We start from the raw sequence: 17,980 nt of genomic DNA, 5'->3' as shown, positions 1-17,980 counted from the left end.
ATTCACAGGCTTGAGCGATTGACAAATATTGGCCAGGGACTCCCTTCCGGTTGCAGGTATGGTTACGAATCTTTAACGAGCCAGCAAAAAGCTGGCCAACTGGTCAGAATTTTTTTGTTATGTCGTCAGAGTGGCTGGTATAGTAAATGCTTAATATGACCGATCGGTCAGGTTTTTCGGGGCCTTGAAGCCTACTCGGGAAATTCTGCCAACAAATTCGGGGAATGTGCTGATTTAATCGTAAATTCCTTTAAAAATCATAAAGTTATAAAGTTATCTGCCGACAAGGATAGCTCACCGGAGGAAGGAACATTGATTCGCTTTTTATTCAATGATCAACTGCGCGAAGTAGATGATCTTGCTCCAGACCTGACCATCTTGGAGTATTTACGCACCGTCGAAGTGCAACGCGGAACCAAGGAAGGTTGCGCCTCCGGCGACTGCGGTGCCTGCACGGTGGTGGTGGCAGAACCGGACACGACTCAAGGCAGATTACGCTATAAAAGCGTGAATAGCTGCATTACCTTTGTGGGCAGTTTGCAGGGTAAACAGCTGATCACCGTTGAAGCACTGAAGCCCGTAGCGCCCGTCCCTGAGTCGCACACAGCACCTGCAGACGCAGCGGGCAGCCCGGCACCCGCGCTGCATATTGCCCAGCAAGCGATGGTGGATTGCCATGGTTCCCAATGCGGTTTCTGCACCCCTGGATTTGTAATGTCATTGTTTGCGCTGGGCAAAAATGCCCCGGTGCAGACCGTCAACGAATTTGATCCGGCCAACCCGGATGCCCATACCCGCCACGAGATCGATCTGGCTCTGGGCGGCAATCTCTGCCGCTGTACCGGGTATCGGCCGATTATTGAAGCGGCCGGACAGGTGCTGGCAGGGGAGCGCCAGGACGCCTTCAGCGCGGCTGAAGCCGAGACCTGGCAGCGGCTGATAACGCTGGCAGAACAATCCCGGGCCAGCACCACCATCGACGGACTGACACAGGGCGATCGTCACTTTTTTGTTCCTACCAGCGTGCAACAACTGGTTGATTTACGCAGCCAGTACCCCGAGTCACGCCTGGTGGCCGGAGGCACCGACCTGGCACTGGAATACACCCAGCAGCTCAAGCCGCTGGACGTGCTGATCTATACCGGCCAGGTCGCTGAACTCAAGCATATCGAGGTTTCAGACAGCGCCCTGATAATCGGTGGCGGGGTGAATTACAGCGACGCCATGAGCACCATCGCGCAGCACTTGCCAGAATTCGCCACCATGATGACCCGCCTTGGTGCGTTGCAAGTACGTAATCAGGGCACGATGGCCGGCAATGTTGCCAACGCCTCACCGATCGGAGATACACCGCCGGTCTTGCTGGCGCTGGATGCCATTCTGCATATCGACAGCCCCGCCGGAGCCGAACAGATTGCCATTAACGACTTCTTCACTGGTTATCGCCAGACCTGCTTGCCAGCCGGGGGCGTGATCAGCGGGATCGAGATTCCGCTTGATAAACAGGACTGGCACCGTCGGGTATTCAAGGTTTCGAAGCGTCAGGAAGACGATATTTCCGCGGTACTGGCAGCGCTGATGTTCAAGGTTGAGAACGGCCAGATTTGTGCGGCCCGGCTGGCCTTTGGCGGGGTCGCCGCGACGCCGTTACGCGTACCCGCTGCCGAGCAGGCCCTGATTGGCCAGCCGCCGACTCTGGAGGGGATCCGGGCCGCGCAGGCGGTCTTGCAACAAAGCCTGACGCCGCTGACCGATGTCCGTGCCAGTGCCCACTACCGCCTGCAACTGGTCCAGAACCTGTTGGCGCGGGCAGTGCTGGAACACAACCAACCTGAAACCACGCTGGAGGTCGTCGACTATGCGTAATGTGACACTTCCCGAACACAATACCGCGACAGCACAAGCACCGACCCAGAACGGTCAGGCCGGGCTGGATATCGTTACCGGTGGTGTTGGCAAACCGTCCCGCCATGAAAGTGCCGTGGCCCACGTCAGCGGCAGCGCCCGTTATGTGGATGACATGATCGAACCGGGCAACTGCCTGCATGCCGCGGTGATCCGCAGCACCATTGCCGCCGGACAGATTACCCGGCTGGATCTTGCCGCCGTGCGCAACAGCCCGGGAGTGGTGGCGGTGATGACCGTCGAAGATGTGATCGGCCACACCGACATTGGCCCGGTATTCCCGGGCGACCCACTGATGACCTCGACCGAGGTCAAGTTTATGGGTCAATGTATCGCCGTGGTGGCGGCAACCACCGAACTGGCCGCCCGCCGGGCGGCACAGCTGGCAGTGGTGGAATACCAGCAGCAAACCCCGCTGCTTGATCCGCGTGAGGCGCTGGCACAGTCGCGACTGGTGCGCCCGAGCCACAGCATGAAACGCGGAGACTTGGCGGCCGCCATGGCTACCGCAAGCCATATTCTGGAAGCCGAGCAAGCCGTGGGCGGTCAGGAGCACTTTTACCTTGAAGGCCAGGTTTCCCTGGCAATGCCAGCGGAAGACGGCGGCATGCTGGTGTACACCTCCAGCCAACACCCCAGCGAAGTCCAGAAGCTGGTGGCTGAAGTGCTGGACGTGCCGCTGAACCGCATCACGGTCGATATGCGCCGGATGGGGGGTGGTTTTGGTGGCAAGGAAAGCCAGGCCGGTCAATGGGCGTGTCTGGCCGCATTGCTGGCAACCCGTACCGGTCGTGCCGTTAAAATGCGCTTGCCGCGCCAGGACGATATGGTCATGACCGGCAAGCGTCATCCGTTTGCCAACCGCTATCGCATCGGCATCGACCCGGATGGCCAACTGCTGGCGGCAGAGCTGGAAGTGATCGGTAACTGCGGCAACTCGGCCGATTTGTCGGATGCCATTGTCGACCGTGCCATGTTCCACGCCGATAACGCCTATTATCTGCCCGCCGCCCAGATCGACGGCCACCGGGCCTTCAGCAATCAGGTATCCCACACCGCGTATCGCGGTTTTGGTGGCCCACAAGGCATGATGATTATTGAACGGGCGATGGACGATATTGCCCGCAAGGTTGGCCAGGACCCGCTGACCATTCGTAAACGTAACCTGTATGGCACCCCGGAGCACAAACCCGACTGCACCGTGACGCCATATCACCAGACGGTTGAGCACAACAGCCTGCCAGACATTATTGAGCAGCTGGAACAGAGCAGCGATTACTGGCAGCGCCGCAGTGCCATAACCGCATGGAACAAGACCAGTCCGGTGCTGAAACGTGGTCTGGCGCTGACGCCGGTGAAGTTCGGTATTTCCTTTACCTTGCAGCATCTCAACCAGGCCGGTGCGCTGATACATATCTACACCGACGGTTCGATACAGGTAAACCACGGTGGCACCGAGATGGGCCAGGGCTTGCACACCAAGGTCGGCCAGATTGTTGCCCAGACGCTGGGTGTCAGCCTCGACAGCATTCAGGTGACCGCCACGCGTACCGACAAGGTACCGAATACCTCACCAACGGCGGCTTCCAGTGGCACCGACCTGAACGGCAAGGCGGCGCAAAATGCCGCGCTGATTCTCAAGCAGCGGCTGGTGGACTTTCTTGCCGCCGACAAGGGCGTACCGGCTGAGGCGATTGTGTTTGCCAATGGCCAGGTGTTCTGGGCTGAGGGCATGTCGATGAGTTTTGCCGAGCTGGCTGAGGCCGCTTATGTCAGTCGGGTGTCACTCTCGACCACCGGTTATTACCGCACCCCAAAAATTCACTACGACCGCCATACCGCCTCCGGTCGGCCGTTCTTTTACTTCGCCAACGGGGCGGCAGTATCAGAAGTGGTGATCGATACCCTGACCGGGGAATACAAGGTTTGTCAGGTGGATATCCTGCATGACGTCGGCCAGAGCATTAACCCGGCCATTGATCGCGGCCAGATTGAAGGCGGTTTTATCCAGGGTATGGGCTGGCTTACCACCGAAGAACTGGTCTGGCACGACGACGGCCGTTTGCTCAGTAACTCTCCTGCGACCTACAAGATTCCCGCTATTGGTGACACCCCGCCAGTGTTTAACGTCCGTCTGTTTGAACAGGCCAACAACGAAGCCACGGTGTACAACTCCAAAGCGGTGGGAGAGCCTCCGTTTATGCTGGCAATCTCGGTCTGGTCAGCACTGCGCGACGCCATCAGCAGCCTCAGTGATTACCAGCTCAGCCCTGACCTCGACACCCCGGCGACGCCGGAACGGGTACTGGATGCGGTTATGGCATTACAAGCCGGCACAGGGGATCAGCCATGAAACACTGGTCGGAATCGCTGGCGGAATGCCAGCGCAGCGGCCAGCCCCATGTGCTGGTCACGGTAATCAGCACCGGCGGCTCTACTCCCCGAGCCGCCGGCAGCAAAATGCTGGTGCTGGCGGATAGCAGTATCGACACCATTGGTGGTGGCCAGCTGGAGTATCAGGCGCTGCAACAGGCCCGGGCGCTGTTGCAGGAAACAGAGCAACAGCAGGTTATCCGGCAGGTTTTGCTGGGAGCCGATGCCGGCCAGTGCTGTGGTGGTTACGCCACCTTGCTGTTTGAAAGTTACCCCGCCCGCGCAGCCGAACTCTGGGTGTTTGGTGCTGGTCATGTGGCCAAGGCACTGATGCAGATAGTGCAGCAGCTGCCGTTGCCAACCCGCTGGATCGATAACCGCCCGGAGCTGTTTCCGGCGGCTGACAGTCTGGCCCCCCATATTGAATGCGTGGTCGCAGACACCCCGGAAGCCTTGCTGGTCGATGCCCCCGCTGGCAGCCGGATACTGATTCTGACCCATGATCACGCGCTGGACTACCGGCTGGCCGAGACGGCCCTGCGGCTTGGCCATTGCGCTTCCATCGGGGTGATTGGCTCGGCAACCAAGGCCAACCGCTTCCGTTATCGCCTGACACACAGCGGCATGACGGAACAACAGCTGGAAATCATGCAATGCCCGGTCGGGCTGGAGGAAGTGGCTGGCAAGTTACCCATGGAAGTGGCGGTGTCGATTGCCGGGCAGCTGATTCAGCAGTACCAGACAGACCTGCAGACCGGGCAACGTCCGAACACACGGGCCACCGGTGTGCCACTGTCGACCCTCAAGCAACTGATGCGCAAGGACAAACAGACGCAGGATGTGACCGTTCTGACGCCCCTGGCACCCAATGAGGCACCGAGCAAATGAGTAAGACACTGACCCTGACCGAACTGAACAGGTTACCTGCCGCTGACGCCCGGCTGGCCTTTGCCCAGTGCTGTGTGGCCGCCCGCTGGATGGATGCCATGGTCGCCAGCCGTCCCTTTGCCTCTGTCGAGCAGCTGCATCAGGTTGCAGCCGATCACTGGCAAGGGCTGGAAGAAGCCGACTATCTGCAAGCCTTCGAAGGCCACCCAAAAATCGGTGACGTCAGCTCACTGAAACAGAAATACGCCAGCACCAAAACCCTGGCCGCCGGGGAGCAATCCCGGGTTGACGAGGCCGACGACAGCGTGATCAACGCATTGGCCAGTGGCAACCAGGCTTATGAAGACCGTTATGGATTTATTTTTATCGTCTGTGCCAGCGGCAAAAGTGCGGCCGAGATGCTGGCCTTGTTACAGGCCCGCTTGCACAACGACCGCGGGACCGAGATTCAGAATGCCGCGGATGAACAAGCCAAGATTACCCGGCTACGAATTAACAAATTACTCGGCCTGACCGACTAACCAAGACACCGAACAGGATTCAACATCATGATTACCACCCATGTACTGGATACCGCGCTGGGCAAGCCGGGTATCGCCATTCCGGTCACACTGAGTCGTCAGGAGCAGGATAGCTGGACACCCGTTAGTGCAGGGCAGACCAACGACGACGGCCGTATTCCCGGCTGGCTGGACGACAAACCGGCTCTGGTCGCGGGCGTTTACCGTATACGTTTTGAGCTTGACGACTACTTTGCCCGCCAGTCGCAGAGCGCGTTTTACCCTTTTGCGGAAATCGTTTTCCGCGTTGAAGACCCGGCGCAGCATTTTCATATTCCGCTGCTGCTGAGTCCGTTCAGTTACTCGACGTACCGGGGTTCCTGATATGAGCACAGTATTTCGTGGCTCGCTGCTGTTTTTTACCGCCGACCCGCAGTTTGCCGGAGAGGACGCCTGGCAATATATCGACGACGGGCTACTGGCCGTGGACGATGCCGGGCTGATCACTCAGGCCGGGGCGTATTCCGAGTTGCCCGGGCTTTGGGATGATGGCGCAAACGTCGTCGACTACCGTGGCAAGATCCTGATGCCGGGCTTTGTTGATTGCCATATTCATTACCCCCAAACCGAGATGATCGCCGCCTACGGTACACAACTGCTGGACTGGCTGGAGACCCATACCTTTCCGGTGGAAAGCCAGTTTGTGGATTACGACTACGGCGTCAGGATTGCCGAGCGTTTTGTCACCGAATTGCTGCGTAATGGCACCACCACCGCTCTGGTGTTTGGCACTGTGCACCCACAATCGGTAGATGCCTTTTTTACCGTGGCGCAGCAACGCCAGCTACGCATGATTGCCGGTAAGGTGATGATGGACCGGAACGCGCCGGATGCGGTGCTCGATACCGCATCCAGTAGCTATCAGGAGTCCAAAACCCTGATTGAAAAATGGCACGGCGTTGACCGTCTCAGCTACGCTGTGACGCCTCGTTTTGCCCCCACCAGTACCCCAGAGCAGCTACAGCAGGCGGGACGTTTGCTGCAGGAGTTTCCCGGTGTGTATCTGCATACGCATTTGTCGGAAAACCGCGATGAACTGGCCTGGGTCCAGAGCCTGTTTCCGGATTCTGAGCATTATCTCGATGTGTACGATCAAGCCGGGTTGTTGGGCAAACGCAGTGTCTTTGCCCACGGTATTCACCTCTGTGACGACGAATGCCAGCGGATGGCCAACAGCGATTCAGTAATCGCCCATTGCCCATCGTCCAACCTGTTCCTGGGTTCCGGCCTGTTTGATCTGAAAAAAATGGACGCCTGCGGTATCCGGGTCGGCATTGGCTCGGATGTCGGGGGTGGGAGCAGTTTCTCTGCGTTTGATTCCCTCGCCGATGCCTACAAGATCCAGCAACTGAACCAGCACAACCTTGACCCGTTCCGGGCCTTGTATCTGGCCACGCTGGGCGGTGCCAGAGCGCTGTCGCTGGATGACAGGATCGGCAGCTTCCAGCCTGGTATGGAGGCCGATTTTATCGTGATGGACCCACACGCGACCGACTTTCTGTCTTTTCGCAGCCAGCACTGTCGCAACTTGAAAGAGCAGCTGTTTGTGCTTAACACCCTGGGCGACGATCGGGTGATTGCCGCTACTTATATTCTGGGCCAACTGGCTCATCAACGAGATTCGGATCACGTGCCTCAAGGGGAAAACTGATATGGATGCTTACATCATCGACTGGTTACATCTGCTGATACGTTTTCTGCACGTGCTGACCGCCATCGCCTGGATTGGCGCATCGTTCTATTTTGTCTGGCTGGATAACTCGCTGGAAAATCCGCCGCAGTGGAAACTCGACAAAGGCATCAAGGGTGACCTGTGGGCGATTCATGGCGGTGGTTTTTACGAAGTCGCCAAGTATCGCAACGCTCCGGAAACCCTGCCCAAGACCCTGCACTGGTTCAAATGGGAAGCCTATTCCACCTGGATCACCGGCATGCTGCTGCTGATTGTGGTGTTCTACGTGGGTGCACAAAGTTATCTGATCGACAGTAACAAAGCCGATCTGAGCAGCTGGCAGGCCATTGGTATTGGCGTCAGTTCACTGCTGATCGGTTTTGCCATTTACGAAGTCGCCTGCCGTACTCCGCTGATCAAAAACGGGCTGATCTTTGGTCTGGTGATGCTGGTCTTGCTGACGGCAATGGCCTGGGCCTTGAGCCAGGTACTGGGGGATCGTGCGGCTTATATCCATGTCGGGGCATTGATCGGTACCTGTATGGCGGCCAACGTTTTTACCACCATCATGCCCTCACAACGGGCCATGGTAGCGGCGGCAGAGAAAGGGCAGTCGCCGGATCCGATATATGGCTACAAGGCCAAATTGCGCTCTACCCATAACAACTACGCCACTATTCCGGTGCTGTTTATCATGCTCAGCAACCACTTCCCGATGACCTATGGCCACGAATACGGCTGGTTGATCCTGGGAGGGCTGGCCCTGATGGGTGCCTGGGCCAGACACTTTTTCAACCTGCGCCATCACGGTGTGGTGAAACCGATGATTCTGGTGTCGGCCCTGGCTGGCTGTATGGTCATTGCCTGGGTAAGCAAGCCTTCTGAACAGAGTGTCAGTGCCGGAACCGGAGGGCCAGCGGTCACCGACGTACAGGCGTTAGGCATTGTCGGACAGCACTGTACCGCGTGTCATGCTGCCAACCCGAGCGATGATATTTTCAAGGTATCACCGGGAGGAGTGATGTTCGATAACCTCGACCAGATCAAGGCCATGAAAGACCGGATCCTGGCGCGGGCGGTGCATACCCACGATATGCCGTTTATGAACAAAAGCGGGATGACCGATGCCGAACGGGAAGTACTGGGACGCTGGCTGGAGCAGCAATAACGGGCTTGATCCGTCTGGTACAAACCGGCACCTGTGCTTCGGCATGGGTGTCGTTGTTGCCTTGTTGTGCCTTTGTTTGTCGTCTCTGCAATGGCTTGCAACATTGGGCACTCTGTTCATTTTCCCGCTTGTTATGTTTAAAGTGACCGCCAATACCGTTCTTCAGCGAGCAAATACCCCATAATGTTGTACTCATGGGTAAAAATTATAATATATGAGTATAAAAATCCTTCTGGTTGATGATCATCAAATGTTTGTGGATGGACTCAAGAGTGTCTTGATGGGTTCGGATCTGCAGGCCGATGTTGAGTCAGTGCACAATGGTCAGGATGCCCTTAAATACTTGCGCAAGGGGGATTACGATATTGCCCTGATTGATCTGCGCTTACCCATTATTGATGGCTTTGATCTGCTGCAAGCCCTGCGGGACCAGAGCAACCTGACCCCTGTTATTATTGTTTCCGCTTCCCGAGACCCGGCAGATATCCAGCGGGCCAAACAGCTGGGAGCAATGAGCTTTATTTCAAAATCCTCTTCGGGCAAAAAAATCATCGAAACCATCCAGGATGTGCTCGATGGCAAGCTGGTGTATTGCACCGAGATCGATGCCGAACAGGATCTGGCCTCGCTGTCGGATCAACAATGGGCCTCGCTGCACAACCTGACACCACGTCAACTCGAGGTCTTGCGACTGGTGTGCAAGGGGCTTTCCAATATCGAAATCGCTGCTCAATTGAGTCTGAGTGTGGCCACCATCAAAAGCCATATCAGCGCTATTTTTATGGCGCTGGGTGCCAAAAGCCGTTCCGAATCCATCAAGAAGGCTCAACAACTGGGCCTGGACTAGACATGTTTTTCCACACCCATCCCTTTGTCGATGATGCCGAAAACAACGACAACGCGCTCAACATCAAGGTTGAAGCCGAAAAAATTCTGATCGTCCGGCGTAACACGCCGATGATTCTGATCGGCAACCTGTTCGGCAGCATGCCCTTGCTACTTATTTTCTGGGCCGACCGCCAGAGTAATTCACTACTGCTGTGGGAAAGCGCCCTGGTTGCGATCCTGGCGATTCGGCTGCTGCATTTTGGCTTGTACAAGCCGGACAAGGTCAATAGCAATAGCCAGAGACTGAGGAATTACGACCGTCAGCAAATGCTGCTGATCTTTCTGACAGGCTGTATCTGGGGTGCCGGGGGCTGGCATTTTTTTGATGGCACGGAGATCAAGAATGTCGCATTTCTGATTCTGACGTTTGTCAGCATGATTGCAGGCAGTCTGGTGTCGCTGTCATCGCGGCCAGTGTCTTACCGCTTGTTCGCCTCCCCTCTGATGCTGCCGTTATTGGGGCGCATGTTTCTGGAGGACGAATGGTTTTACGGCTGGATGGGGTTTGGCGGGGTTGTTTACCTGCTGGCAACGTTCAGCTTCAGCAGTACTGTTCACCGGGTGATTGATCAGTCGATCCAGCTGAAATACGAAAACCTTGATCTGATCGAAGACCTGCAGCAGGAAACCGAGCGCGCCAATACCGCCAACCGCGAGAAGTCCCATTTTTTTGCCGCTGCCAGTCACGATTTGCGCCAGCCCCTGCAGGCGGTCAGTCTGTACAGTGAATCGCTGGCTGCTCTGGTTACTACCCCACAGCAGCAGCAAGGGCTGGCCAATATCCAGAAGGGGGTGGCTTCCTTGCATGAGTTGCTGGATGCCTTGTTTGACGTTTCCCGTTTTGATGCCGGGGTGGTGGCAGTCAATCCGGTGGTATTTTATCTCGATGAATTATTGGCAAGGATGGAACCCCAGTTCCAGCTTGAAGCGCAGATCCGGGGCCTGGCGTTCCAGATTGGTTGTCGCCATTGTGCCGTCAGGACCGATCCGGTTTTACTGGAGCGGGTATTAACCAACTTGCTGGTGAATGCGTTCCGTTATACCGAACAGGGCAAGGTCGATATCTATTGTACCCTTGGGCCAGAAGATCACTTGCAGTTACATGTCCGGGATACCGGCATCGGTATTACCGCCGAGAATTGCCGCCGTATTTTTGATGAATTTTTTCAGGTACACAATCAGGAGCGCGACCGGCATCAAGGCCTGGGGCTGGGGTTGGCGATTGTCCGGCGGATTCTGTTGTTGCTGGAACTGCCAGTAAAGGTGCACTCGGTACTGGGTGCCGGGACGGAGTTTGTGGTAACGCTGCCGCTGGCGGAGTCGTTACCGGAAGACGCAGTGCTGGATCAGAACCGCGAATCCAGTGCTCTGAATCAGGATGTGTTCAAGGGGCTGGCGGTTATGGTGGTGGATAACGAGGCCGCCATTGTTAATGCCATGACCGATTTGCTGCAATCCTGGGGCAGTGACTGTTCCGGTTTTGTGACGACAGAGGATGCCCTGGCAGCCATCGAGCAGGGTTATCAGCCTGCGTTAATGCTGGTTGATTACCGGATGCCTGGGTCATACAGCGGTTGTGAGCTGGTACAGCGGGTTTGGCAAACCTTGCCCGGGGTTGCCGCACTGATCATCACTGGCGATACCAGTGAGGAAGTGGCCCAGGAGATTATCTGGCAACAGCTGGATTTTCTGCACAAGCCAATCAAACCGCCAAGGCTGAGAATCAAGGCATCCCGGGTGTTGGCACGGCATCAGGAACGGCTGGCCCAGCAGGAAGACTGACCTTGCCCAGTGTGGCTGTTCCCGGCTCGCTGACCCCGCAACCTGTCAGAATAATATGCGTCAGGGTATCGGTTGCGGCATCAAAGTCGGCCGGGGTGAGTTCGCTTTTACCCAGGGCCGAGGCGATCTGGATATGGAAATCAGCGTAGTGTTGGGTGCTGGACCAGAGTAAAAAGATCAGATGCGCCGGGTCGATATTGGCGCTTATTTTGCCGCGTCGTTGCCATTCCCGAAACACTTCCACCCTGGATTCAAACCATTCGGCATAGCCGTTGCTGAAATAATCCTCGAGATTGGGGCCGCCGCTGATGATCTCGGTGGCGAAGATTCTGGACGCCAGTGGATACTGGTAGGAAAACTCGATTTTCTTGCGAATATAGTTTGGCAACGCTTCGGCCGGGTTATCGTCGGCATTCATGGTTTTGCTGAAGGTGCCATCCCAAAGATCGATGATGTCACTCAGGACCGCCAGATACAGGCCCAGTTTGTTTTTGAAATAATAGTGAATATTGGCCTTGGGTAGCTCGGCACGATTGGCTATTTCGCGCATGCTGGCGCCTTTGAAACCGAAAGCAGCAAATTCTTGCTCGGCGGCGGCGAGGATCATTTTCTCGTTACGCTGGCGGATGTCACCGGCGGTTTTTTCATGGCCGTGGGACGTAATATTTAAAGACATGAGATTATCTGATTCTATCGAAAGTGTCGGCATTGTAGCCTGAAATGCGGCAGAGCTGAAAAAGCCGCCCAGAGGCGGCCTTATCTTAACAGTCCATGTCGTCGATATCTTCGAATCAGGACACAGTGCCAGCGGTTTTCTCTGTTGCGGTTGTCATGGTGGCTTGCGCTGCAGCGGTGGTTTTCTCTTCCGGCAGCAGGGCGCTCATGATAATTGCGGCCAGACCACCTGTGGTGATGGCAGAACCAAAGATGCTCTGCACCAGTTTGGGCATTTCAGCCAGCAGGTTAGGTGTCATGATCACGCCCAGACCCATGCCAAACGAAACCGCCATGATCAGCATTTTGCGGCGATCCAGGTGTTCGGTGGCGAGAATCTTGACCCCTGCGGCAGCCACGGTGCCAAACATCACCAGCGTAGCGCCACCCAGTACCGGCTTGGGAATATTCTGCAGCACGCCCCCAATAATCGGGAACATACCCAGAATAAACAGTACCGCACCGATGTAATAACCAATGTAGCGACTGGCAACGCCGGTCAGCTGGATCACGCCATTGTTCTGGCTGAAAGTGGTGTTGGGCATGCTGTTAAACAGAGCTGCCAGCAAGGAGTTAATACCATCGGCCAGGACGCCGCCCTTGACTCGCTGGATGTAGCTCTCACCCTTGATAGGCTGATGCGACACAATGCAGTTGGCGGTCAGGTCGCCGGTGGATTCAATGGCGGTGATCAGGTAAATCAGTGCGATAGGAGCAAACGCCGTCCAGTCGAATGAGAAGCCATATTTGAACGGTACCGGAATACTGAAAGCCGGCAGACTGGCCAGGTTGTCGAAGCTGATTTTGCCCATAAATGCGGCGGCGACAAACCCGATAACCAGGCCGATTACAATAGACGACAAGCGAATCCAGCTGTTGGAAGAGCGGTTCAGCACAATAATACTCAGCAGCACCAGTCCACCCAATGCCAGGTTCGCCGGGCTACCGAAATCCGGTGATTTGAAGCCACCGGCCAAATCCGTCATGCCAACCTTGATCAGGCTGACACCAATGATGGTAATAACAATCCCCGTCACCAGCGGCGTAATCACCGACTTCAGCTTGTGCAGGAACTGGCTCAGGAAAATTTCAACAAAGGCACCAAGGAAACACACGCCAAAAATCAGCGACAGAATCTCTTCTGGGCCGCCGCCCTTGCCCTTGGCAATAAAACCGGCCGCCAGTACCGAGCTTAAAAACGCAAAACTGGTTCCCTGTACACAGATCATGCCCGCACCAATACCAAATGGGCGACGTGCCTGGATCACCGTGGCAACGCCGGAGACCATCAGCGCCATACTGATCAGGTACGGAATATGTTCACCCAGCCCCAAAACACCACCGACAATCAGCGTTGGCGTGATAATACCGACAAAACTGGCCAGTACATGCTGGATGGCGGCGAAGCTGGATTCCAGAGCGCCAGGCCTGGCATCCAGTGGATACAGTAGATCATTGGATTGATGGTCGGACATGGTTATCTCCCTGAGGATGATTGCCGTCAGCCATTGGCAGAACCGGGCTGAAGGAGCAGATGTTGGTAAAGATGCATACTGTCGGAATACTTTGCTGACCAATCGGTCAAGTTGCTGAATAAAAAGCAAAAAACTGGCCAATCGGTCAGAATTGTGGGTAAAAATCATTTATTTCATTAAAAACAATCAGTTAGCAAAATATTGCCGCACCCGGCAAGAACCGCGTATCCGCAGACATACAGGCTGATCTTCCGCACTATGCCCTGAGAGAAGACACTGTCCCCAAAAGCGCACAGAAATGGGCTTTGGGCCGTGGTTTCATATGACCTCGCCGCTTTGGCTGGGGCCGCTGGCTGCGGTAATCTTGTAAGTACCAGGGCTTGCAGCATCGATGCCAGACATCTTGCCGGGCCTTTTTTTGTAACCTCCGGCCATGCCAGGTTTAGCCTGCTGACCCCAACGGAAGGACGACTATGACCATCTCTTCGGCAAACAACAGCTTGCGCGGCTATTACCCCGCCATTGCACCCTATGACAGCGGCATGCTCGACGTCGGTGATGGCCATCAGATTTATTGGGAGCGGGTGGGGACACCAGGGGCAAAACCGGCGGTGTTTCTGCATGGTGGGCCGGGTGGAGGCTGCAGTGATCACCATCGTCGGGTGTTTGATCCGGCCAAATACGACGTGCTGCTGTTCGACCAGCGTGGTTGCGGACGCTCCACCCCTCATGCGTGTCTGGAAGCCAATACCACCTGGCATCTGGTTGCTGATATCGAGCGGCTGCGAGCAACATTCGGCATTAAAACGTGGCAGGTGTTTGGTGGCAGCTGGGGATCGACCCTGGCACTGGCCTATGCTGAAACCCATCCTGAGCGGGTGTCTGAACTGGTATTACGCGGCATTTATACGCTGACTCAAGCCGAGCTGGATTGGTACTACCAGTATGGCGTGTCGGAAATGCACCCGGAAAAATTCGAGAAATTCCAGGCCCCCATTCCGGAAGCGGAACGCAGCAATATGATGCTGGCGTATCACCAGCGCCTGACCGGCGACAACGCCGCCGAAAAAATTGCCTGCGCCAAAGCCTGGAGCCAATGGGAAGGCGGCACCGTTACCCTGCGGCCCGACGCAGATTTGGTCGATGACTTCGGCGGCGACCAGTTTGCGCTGGCTTTTGCCCGCATTGAAAATCACTTCTTTAGCAACAAAGGCTGGCTGGACGACGGCCAGCTGCTGCGTGATGCCGACAAACTCCACGGCATTCCCGGCGTTATTGTCCATGGCCGCTTTGATATGCCATGCCCATTGAAATATGCCTGGCAGCTGGCGAAGGCCTGGCCGGAGGCGGAATTACATATTGTGGAAGCTGCCGGACATGCCATGACGGAACCCGGTATTCTGGATCAGCTGATTCAGGCCACGGACCGGTTTGCCGAATAGCAGAATACGGGCGGGCCTGCGCCGCCCGTAACACCATGATTAACTCCGTTATATATCGGGAGTAGCGGCTTAATGAGTAAATATGAAATCAGCACCGATGAAGGTGTATGGCAGCCTGGTGCAGAGGCTGGCGTATTAAAGAATCTTCGTGGCCTGACGCTTAAAGATGATATTGATGCTGCGGAAACAAAGTTGTTGGAGGATTTGTATTTTGAAGTGTTGGGTAATCTTCCCGATGTATTGACCTTCGATGATATTTGTCGGTGGCATCGGCGCTGGCTCGGGAACTTGTATGATTGGGCAGGAAAGTTACGCACGGTAAATATGTCGAAGGGAGACTTCCATTTTGCAGCCGTTACTCAGTTACCTGCACAGTGTCAGCAATTTGATGCAGAGTATTTGAGTGAGTTTAAATTCTTGTTTGAAATGGAAAGTGAACCATTGATAGAACATCTGGCTCGTACTCATGCCGAATTCATCCTGATACATCCTTTCAGGGAAGGAAATGGTCGTTTGTCTCGATTGTTGATGAGTGCCCAGCTGGTGCAGGCCGGCCGGCAACCAATGGATTTTCAGCTTTGGGATGAACACAAGAAGTTTTATTTTAAATCAATACAGGCAAGTGTTGGTGGAGACTACCAACACATCAAACGGCTTGTCAGCGACAGTCTGACCTCCTGAAAAAGATCAGTTGGCCAGCGTCAGGTCTGGAAAGCGGCGTTCACCTGATTTCAGTCTGGCTTCAATCTTGAAGCTACTTTCACCTGTCTCAATCGCGGTGGAACTGGCCACTGAACGACGTACAGCATCTTTGTTTAACGGTGGACGATTATCTTTGGATCGTTTTTGCATCATCAATCTCCTGATTTTTTTAATTATAGCTCAGCTGCTTCCCGGATGATATTGCATGCCTGGGAGCCAGCTGACAATGGATACAGGATAAACCTGAAGATGACCACTTTGACGTCAGGAAAAGCACAATGAACAACAATAATCCCACCGCGAGCAATAGTCCCACCACGGCTAACCCGGAAGACTCTGGGGAAGAAACGCTGGTGTCAATCAGCGATGATTTCCACGCCTTTATTGCCGGTTTTAACAGCCTGACCATGGCGACGGTTAACGCCAGCGGCGAGCCGGAAACCAGTTATGCGCCGTTTATCCAGCAGGACGGCTGTTTTTACGTCTTTCTGTCCGAGTTGGCCAGCCACACCCGGAATCTGCAAGCCAACCCGAACGTCAGTCTGTTCTGGATCGAGCCGGAAGAGCGCGCCCGTAATATCTTTGCCCGTACCAGGGCCACGGTATATGCCTGTGCCGAGGTGGTGGAACAGGCTGATCGTGGGGATGCCGACCTTGCCTCCAGTGAGCGGAACATCATTCTGGATGCCATGGCGCAACATCTCGGCCCGACCTTGCAGGTGTTACGCGGACTGGGAGACTTTCATCTGTTCCGGCTGATGCCGCAGCATGGAAGTTATATCACTGGCTTTGCCAAGGCCTATCGACTGGAGGGCGATGGATTACGGCAAGTGGTGCATCAGGGCAAGCCCCGTGTGGATAAACAAGGGTGATTGGGCAGGTTGGATCAGCACCGTGTTCCAGTGTTGGAAGACATCTGGTGCTGCTCCAGCTGTTTGTTTTACCCGGCTGGCTACTGGTTACCTGGCGCAAACACACAGCGGTTATGCAATTTCACCGCGGATATCGTCGGCAAAATAATGCAGGTCGCAGTTTTTCTCCTCGCCGCCACGGTCAATAATCAGAAATTGCTGATTTTCTTTTTCCACCAGTAATGGAAAGTGCCAGACCCCGCGATGAAAATTCACCCCCTGAGCCCCATTGGTTCTAAACAGCGTCAGGTTGTCGGGATGGGGTGGCTCTCCCGCAGGTGCCACCAGGACCAGAAACGGCGTTTGACATAGCGGAATAAAAGCCTGGCTGGAGAGTGGGTGGCGTTCCATCATATCCACTGCAATCGGTCGTGGTCGGGGCCGCGCCCGGAAGATACTCACCAACGGTTTGCCCTGTTGCTCGGTCAGATCGAGATCTGCGAGGTTATGAAAACGGTCGGCATACCCATCGTTAATAGCAAAATGGTCGCGATCGGCGGTTTCAATTACATCACCAAAGGCCTGGAAGGCTGCTCGGGTGAGGGGGATCGGCTCAAGTGTGACGGGCATGGCAATTCCTCTGGCTAGGGGCAGGTGAATACGTCAGCTGGTCTGGCTGGCAAATATCCGGTGCAGGTCTGGGGTGCTCAGATCGCGGCTTAACTGCAACTTGAGCTGAATATGTTCCATATGATGATTCATCAGCTGGATAGCCTCGGCAGTCTGACCGGACTCAATGGCATCTACTAATGACATATGTTCTTCGTATGAGCAATGGCGGTGCTGGTGTGGTGATTCGTAGGTGGCAATGATCAGAGAGGTTTGTGATACCAGGCGTGACAGGAATCCGGCCAGTGCCTGATTGTTGGCCATCTCGGCCAACAGCAGGTGAAACTCCCCAGACAACCGCAGGCCGTTGCCTTTGTCGCCGGTTTCAAAGGCACGTTGTTCCTGTGCTATCAGCTTGCGCAGCTGTTTAATCCCCTTGCTTTTGGCCGGGGATGGCGGGATAGCCAACACCAGTTTCAAGACCGCTTCTTCGACCAGTTGGCGGGCCACCAGGGTGTCGTTAGCCTGTTCGGGGGTCGGGCTGGCAACGGTCGCCCCTTTGTTCGGAATCAGCTCAATCACGCCGTCTTGTGCCAGTCGGGCCAGGGCGCGGCGGATAATCGTGCGGCTGACGCTGAATACCTCGGCCAGTGCTGCTTCGTTCAGCTTGGTGCCAGGCAGCAAACGTTGTTCGAGGATGGCTTCAAAGATGGATTGGTAAATCCGGGCATCCTGTACCCCGCGGTGACTGGTCTGAGGCTGTTGTTCGGTGATCATGAGATGTTTTGAATTCCACTGCTGGCAAATCGCTGAGACTGGATACTAACATTTCAATAAATTGTATACAAAGATGATGGGTTATAAACCAATTGTTGGCTTTTTTAGAGCAATTTTTTGATTCTATAGTGTTTATTTACGGCTAATTAAGCTAGTCTTGATGAAAATATTGTA

The 17,980-nt window shown here is 55.2% G+C and carries 17 protein-coding genes; 12 read left to right on the top strand and 5 right to left on the bottom strand.

The genetic code is table 11. The annotated features are described in order from the left end of the window. Positions 1–312 precede the first annotated feature (312 nt). From xdhA to Q8W32_RS09215, 9 genes are all read left to right on the top strand, one after another. On the top strand, positions 313–1,866 hold the full coding sequence (gene xdhA / locus Q8W32_RS09255; protein WP_305414651.1) for a xanthine dehydrogenase small subunit: 1,554 nt from the start codon (positions 313–315) through the stop codon (positions 1,864–1,866). Further along, the gene (gene xdhB, locus Q8W32_RS09250) at positions 1,859–4,258 is read left to right on the top strand and encodes a xanthine dehydrogenase molybdopterin binding subunit (protein ID WP_305414650.1); all 2,400 of its coding nucleotides are present in this window, start codon (positions 1,859–1,861) and stop codon (positions 4,256–4,258) included. Before xdhA ends, xdhB begins: the two co-directional genes overlap by 8 nt. Continuing rightward, positions 4,255–5,166: a xanthine dehydrogenase accessory protein XdhC gene (xdhC, locus tag Q8W32_RS09245; RefSeq protein ID WP_305414649.1), complete on the top strand. Its 912-nt coding sequence runs from the start codon at positions 4,255–4,257 to the stop codon at positions 5,164–5,166. The genes xdhB and xdhC overlap by 4 nt, the downstream gene beginning before the upstream one ends. Next, positions 5,163–5,687 (top strand): 2-oxo-4-hydroxy-4-carboxy-5-ureidoimidazoline decarboxylase, encoded by a 525-nt coding sequence (gene uraD, locus Q8W32_RS09240; protein WP_305414647.1) that lies wholly within the window; start codon positions 5,163–5,165, stop codon positions 5,685–5,687. Before xdhC ends, uraD begins: the two co-directional genes overlap by 4 nt. Before the next feature lie 27 nt (positions 5,688–5,714). After that, positions 5,715–6,050 carry a hydroxyisourate hydrolase gene (uraH, locus tag Q8W32_RS09235; protein ID WP_305414646.1) on the top strand — a complete coding sequence of 112 codons (336 nt, stop codon included), beginning with the start codon at positions 5,715–5,717 and terminating at the stop codon, positions 6,048–6,050. A gap of 1 nt (position 6,051) precedes the next feature. Beyond that, positions 6,052–7,377 (top strand): guanine deaminase, encoded by a 1,326-nt coding sequence (gene guaD, locus Q8W32_RS09230; protein ID WP_303434152.1) that lies wholly within the window; start codon positions 6,052–6,054, stop codon positions 7,375–7,377. 1 nt (position 7,378) lies between these two features. Further along, positions 7,379–8,566, top strand: coding sequence for a urate hydroxylase PuuD (locus tag Q8W32_RS09225; protein ID WP_303434151.1), 1,188 nt, complete (start codon positions 7,379–7,381; stop codon positions 8,564–8,566). 214 nt (positions 8,567–8,780) lie between these two features. Next, positions 8,781–9,413, top strand: a complete 633-nt coding sequence (locus Q8W32_RS09220) for a response regulator transcription factor (RefSeq protein ID WP_303434150.1) — start codon at positions 8,781–8,783, stop codon at positions 9,411–9,413. Positions 9,414–9,415: 2 nt separating this feature from the next. After that, entirely contained in the window at positions 9,416–11,236 is a 1,821-nt protein-coding gene (locus Q8W32_RS09215; RefSeq protein ID WP_305414644.1) for a hybrid sensor histidine kinase/response regulator, read from the top strand. Here the strand turns inward: Q8W32_RS09215 and Q8W32_RS09210 are convergent. Then, positions 11,178–11,912, bottom strand: a complete 735-nt coding sequence (locus Q8W32_RS09210) for a TetR/AcrR family transcriptional regulator (protein WP_303434148.1) — start codon at positions 11,910–11,912, stop codon at positions 11,178–11,180. The genes Q8W32_RS09215 and Q8W32_RS09210 overlap by 59 nt on opposite strands. A 115-nt stretch (positions 11,913–12,027) precedes the next feature. Then, complete coding sequence (locus Q8W32_RS09205; protein WP_303434147.1) at positions 12,028–13,425, bottom strand: uracil-xanthine permease family protein; 1,398 nt, start codon at positions 13,423–13,425, stop codon at positions 12,028–12,030. A gap of 473 nt (positions 13,426–13,898) precedes the next feature. On the opposite strand from Q8W32_RS09205, the gene pip reads away from it, so the two are divergent. Both pip and Q8W32_RS09195 read left to right on the top strand, forming a co-directional pair. After that, on the top strand, positions 13,899–14,867 hold the full coding sequence (pip, locus tag Q8W32_RS09200; protein WP_305414643.1) for a prolyl aminopeptidase: 969 nt from the start codon (positions 13,899–13,901) through the stop codon (positions 14,865–14,867). 72 nt (positions 14,868–14,939) lie between these two features. Continuing rightward, positions 14,940–15,548, top strand: coding sequence for a Fic family protein (locus Q8W32_RS09195; RefSeq protein ID WP_305414642.1), 609 nt, complete (start codon positions 14,940–14,942; stop codon positions 15,546–15,548). 6 nt (positions 15,549–15,554) lie between these two features. Here Q8W32_RS09195 and Q8W32_RS09190 read toward each other — a convergent pair whose 3' ends face one another. Further along, positions 15,555–15,719 (bottom strand): hypothetical protein, encoded by a 165-nt coding sequence (locus tag Q8W32_RS09190; RefSeq protein ID WP_305414641.1) that lies wholly within the window; start codon positions 15,717–15,719, stop codon positions 15,555–15,557. Between the two features lie 128 nt (positions 15,720–15,847). Between Q8W32_RS09190 and Q8W32_RS09185 the strand changes: the two genes are divergently transcribed. After that, positions 15,848–16,441, top strand: coding sequence for a HugZ family protein (locus Q8W32_RS09185; protein WP_305414639.1), 594 nt, complete (start codon positions 15,848–15,850; stop codon positions 16,439–16,441). Between the two features lie 111 nt (positions 16,442–16,552). Here the strand turns inward: Q8W32_RS09185 and Q8W32_RS09180 are convergent, their stop codons facing one another. Then, the gene (locus tag Q8W32_RS09180; RefSeq protein ID WP_303434142.1) at positions 16,553–17,050 is read right to left on the bottom strand and encodes an ureidoglycolate lyase; all 498 of its coding nucleotides are present in this window, start codon (positions 17,048–17,050) and stop codon (positions 16,553–16,555) included. Positions 17,051–17,083: 33 nt separating this feature from the next. Continuing rightward, a complete protein-coding gene (locus Q8W32_RS09175; RefSeq protein WP_305414637.1) occupies positions 17,084–17,806 on the bottom strand; it encodes a GntR family transcriptional regulator in 723 nt (240 codons plus the stop codon). Positions 17,807–17,980: the final 174 nt, after the last annotated feature.

The organism is Oceanobacter sp. 3_MG-2023 (genome assembly GCF_030688925.1).
Classification (GTDB): Bacteria; Pseudomonadota; Gammaproteobacteria; order Pseudomonadales; family Oceanobacteraceae; genus Oceanobacter.
This window is presented reverse-complemented; position numbering and strand designations above follow the sequence as displayed.

Bases quoted from the DNA above. Each gene is read 5' to 3' on its own strand.
- pip (WP_305414643.1), top strand. From the start codon at position 13,899: ATGACCATCTCTTCGGCAAACAACAGCTTGCGCGGCTATTACCCCGCC.
- uraD (WP_305414647.1), top strand. From the start codon at position 5,163: ATGAGTAAGACACTGACCCTGACCGAACTGAACAGGTTACCTGCCGCT.
- Q8W32_RS09220 (WP_303434150.1), top strand. From the start codon at position 8,781: ATGAGTATAAAAATCCTTCTGGTTGATGATCATCAAATGTTTGTGGAT.
- Q8W32_RS09195 (WP_305414642.1), top strand. From the start codon at position 14,940: ATGAGTAAATATGAAATCAGCACCGATGAAGGTGTATGGCAGCCTGGT.
- Q8W32_RS09175 (WP_305414637.1), bottom strand. From the start codon at position 17,806: ATGATCACCGAACAACAGCCTCAGACCAGTCACCGCGGGGTACAGGAT.
- guaD (WP_303434152.1), top strand. From the start codon at position 6,052: ATGAGCACAGTATTTCGTGGCTCGCTGCTGTTTTTTACCGCCGACCCG.
- Q8W32_RS09215 (WP_305414644.1), top strand. From the start codon at position 9,416: ATGTTTTTCCACACCCATCCCTTTGTCGATGATGCCGAAAACAACGAC.
- Q8W32_RS09180 (WP_303434142.1), bottom strand. From the start codon at position 17,050: ATGCCCGTCACACTTGAGCCGATCCCCCTCACCCGAGCAGCCTTCCAG.
- Q8W32_RS09210 (WP_303434148.1), bottom strand. From the start codon at position 11,912: ATGTCTTTAAATATTACGTCCCACGGCCATGAAAAAACCGCCGGTGAC.
- Q8W32_RS09185 (WP_305414639.1), top strand. From the start codon at position 15,848: ATGAACAACAATAATCCCACCGCGAGCAATAGTCCCACCACGGCTAAC.
- Q8W32_RS09225 (WP_303434151.1), top strand. From the start codon at position 7,379: ATGGATGCTTACATCATCGACTGGTTACATCTGCTGATACGTTTTCTG.
- Q8W32_RS09205 (WP_303434147.1), bottom strand. From the start codon at position 13,425: ATGTCCGACCATCAATCCAATGATCTACTGTATCCACTGGATGCCAGG.
- xdhC (WP_305414649.1), top strand. From the start codon at position 4,255: ATGAAACACTGGTCGGAATCGCTGGCGGAATGCCAGCGCAGCGGCCAG.
- uraH (WP_305414646.1), top strand. From the start codon at position 5,715: ATGATTACCACCCATGTACTGGATACCGCGCTGGGCAAGCCGGGTATC.
- Q8W32_RS09190 (WP_305414641.1), bottom strand. From the start codon at position 15,719: ATGCAAAAACGATCCAAAGATAATCGTCCACCGTTAAACAAAGATGCT.
- xdhB (WP_305414650.1), top strand. From the start codon at position 1,859: ATGCGTAATGTGACACTTCCCGAACACAATACCGCGACAGCACAAGCA.